Raw genomic sequence first — 2,531 nt, forward strand, 5'->3', positions numbered from 1 at the left:
TAGAGCAACAGCTTGCTGCTCATGTCAGACCACCCCAGCGAGCCTGCGATGTAGTCAGCAAGGTCCGCCTTCAGATCCAGCGCCCAGGTCTTGGCCTTGCCGTATCCGGACAGGGTTTCGACGACGAGCGGCGGGAGATCATCCTCGCCCTCACCCCATGGCTCCGGCTGGATGACCTCGGCACCCGAAGGCTTGTCTCGCTTCCACCCGCCGCCGCCGTCTTTTCCGGACGCGGTCTTTTCCGTGTCCTTCTTCGACTTCGGCGTTTTGGTGGCATCCGTCTTACCGGGTTCGTCATCGTCGCCGTCCTGGGCGGAGATGCGATTGCGCTCGGTGAGCGATGCCAGCACGGCGATGACCTGCGATGCGCTGCGACCCGGCCTGAAGGCCAGCACGACGTCATCGATCGTCAGGTAATGCGCATCGTAGGCATTTGGCCACTGCTCCAGCGCCGCGATGCCGGTAGCGCCATGCATCACCTCGATCATGCGGCCGATGAAGGGGTAATCGAGCCAGCCAGCAGCCAGATTGATGTCGGCGGCAATGCTGATCTCGGACGGAATGGCATCTGCCTTCTCCGCGATCGCTACGACAGGGCAATCCCGCGTCAGGGCATTCACCAGACGCCGCTGCAGTGCCGCGTTCGTGACCCGCCGCATGCTCTGTCCGATGAACTGGATGTAGGTTCTACCGCCTCCCTCGGATCCGGCAAAACTCGTGTGGTCATAGACATACTCGCCATCGATCCCGCTCAAGGAACCGCCCGGCACGAAGCCCGCGGTTTCGATCAACCGCCGCATAGCCTGCTCGAAGCCGGCGATCGGCGCATGCAAAGACACAACGGGCGCCGACATGGTGGCAGCACTGACGATCGTGGCAAGCGGCACACGACCCGCCTCGATGGCACGCGCAAGAACCAGGGCTGCAACAATGTTGCTGACCAACGGTCCCCGCCCCGCCCGGCCGACAAGACCGACGGCATAGGCACGACGTGCGTGATCCATCGATGCCGCGCTGTCTCCAGCATTCCGTCGCGCCTCTCCAGAGCCAACGGTCAGGATCGATGCGACGGGCCTGTCTTCGGTGACCACGATGTCGGAGGGCTTTGGTGGCGGGAGAAGATACGCGGCAAAGTTCCGACCCAGCCACGCCAGGTCACGATCCGCATTGCCGGTCATTCGGCGGATATCGAAGGCCGGTGCGTATCGCCGCAACAGATAGCCATCGACCTCAACGACCTTCATCGCCAGAAGACCGTTGGCATGGGCATTGCGCTGCGCCTCCCGGCGCGCGATCCGTTCGAGCCGACGAGTGAACAGACGGGACAGTTTATTCATCGATCCGGCCCTCCGTCTTCGTGGCAATAATTGCCGCGCTGGTATCGGATGGAGCCGTCGTCTTCGGCCCGCGTTTCTTCAAACTACCCGGGCCCGCCTGTCGCCACTCCCGGATCATCCGACGACCAGGACGCTGTTGAGCCGGAAGCGGCTTGATTGAACCGTGTGAAGACAGCGGAACCAGGTCGTTGTTCCGCCGCTCCAGCCAGTCGAGCAGCAGGAGGCAGGCCGGGTTGCCGCTATCGGCTTGCGCCTGCAGTCGGGCGATAAGCATCTTCGGCACGATGCCGGTCAGGGCGTCACCCTGCCTGACATGGCCGAGTGCCAGCCCGATCAGGAGAGCCGGGTCGTCGGCGGACGTGTTCGTGCGGCTGGTTCCGGGATAGCGGAGGACGGTGCCATGCGCGCGATGGCAGATGGCGTTCGGTGAAGTCGAGGACGAGATCGCCTCGCAGCGGATGCGCGGTGGCACATCCGGATTGATATCGGAAGACATGGGAACTCCCTGGCCGAACCGCCTTGGCGTCCAGCATCAATGAGAAGAACGAGATGGGGGAGCCGCGGCCTCGGGGCCACGGCGATCGACGCGCAGGCTCTGACAGCAAGCGTCAGGCCGCGACGTTCAAGCCATCAATGCGCGGCGGGGCGACGGGCAAAGCCTACCCGGATGACGGCCGGTGTCGGTTCATCATCCTGATCATCATCGACGCTAACGAGGTCACCCTCATCATTACGGCGCTGACCATCAAAGCTGCTGAGCGAGCCAGCTTCGCCCGACACAACGACGGCCTCAGCCGTGTCAATCGCAGGCGCAGCCATCACACCAATCGCCTTGCGCGCCTCGGCTTCGAGAAGCTGCTGGACCTTGGCACCGAAGCGAAGGCGCAGTTCTGCCATGCAGGCGGCGACACCATCGATCTCGAGCAGGTCGTCGATTTCCGACAGTGCCCAGACGCCGTGGGCATGATCGCTCGGACGGCTGGCGCCATCGACGATTGCCACCTCGACCGTGTCGACCATCAGCCGCTTGTGGTGCTTGTAGAGCCAGTCCGGCAAGACCATGGCCGACGCCATCATCTTCAGCTTCAACTCTTCGAGACGGCTCGTGTCGCCATAGGACGCAAGCGAACGCTTCAAGTCGAGGATGTAGGCGGTGTGGCGGGCGCGGTTCACGACGATCAGGTCCGGCGTATA

General features: G+C 63.4%; 2 protein-coding genes and 1 pseudogene. All 3 read right to left on the reverse strand.

Translation table 11 applies throughout. The annotated features are described in order from the left end of the window. The coding region (locus tag AKG12_RS28950) for a hypothetical protein (protein WP_052821463.1) at positions 1-1,337 on the reverse strand (1,337 nt) is incomplete at its 3' end. Next, positions 1,330-1,833, reverse strand: coding sequence for a hypothetical protein (locus AKG12_RS28955; protein ID WP_052821464.1), 504 nt, complete (start codon positions 1,831-1,833; stop codon positions 1,330-1,332). The genes AKG12_RS28950 and AKG12_RS28955, both read right to left, overlap by 8 nt. A 134-nt stretch (positions 1,834-1,967) precedes the next feature. Then, positions 1,968-2,531 (reverse strand): annotated as a pseudogene (locus AKG12_RS30910) (hypothetical protein); the annotation flags it as partial.

The organism is Agrobacterium sp. SUL3 (assembly GCF_001263295.1).
Lineage (GTDB): Bacteria > Pseudomonadota > Alphaproteobacteria > Rhizobiales > Rhizobiaceae > Agrobacterium > Agrobacterium tomkonis.